1 pseudogene is annotated in these 305 nt (G+C 59.0%); it reads left to right on the forward strand.

Going from position 1 to position 305, the window contains the following annotated elements:
• Positions 1-24: 24 nt before the first annotated feature.
• Positions 25-305, forward strand: a pseudogene (locus PZH32_RS12670) (proline--tRNA ligase); the annotation flags it as partial.

Here is a 305-nt window from a genome sequence, read left to right on the forward strand (position 1 = left end):
CCTACTGGAAGAGTTGGAGAACCTATGAGTCAAGTTCTGCGCATGAGCAAGTTGTACGCCCCCACCTTGAAGGAGGATCCGTCCGACGCCGACATTGACAGCACGCGTCTGCTGTTGCGCGCCGGCATGCTGCGCAAGACGGCTTCGGGCCTCTATTCGTTTTTGCCCCTGGGCTTCCGCGTGCTGAAGAAGATCGAGGACATTGTTCGCGAGGAAATGAACGCCTCTGGTGCTCAGGAAATTCTCATGCCGGTGCTGCAGCCAGCCGAGCTGTGGGAGGAAAGCGGCCGCTTGAACGCCTACGG

The organism is Adlercreutzia equolifaciens, from assembly GCF_029076695.1.
Lineage (GTDB): Bacteria > Actinomycetota > Coriobacteriia > Coriobacteriales > Eggerthellaceae > Adlercreutzia > Adlercreutzia equolifaciens_A.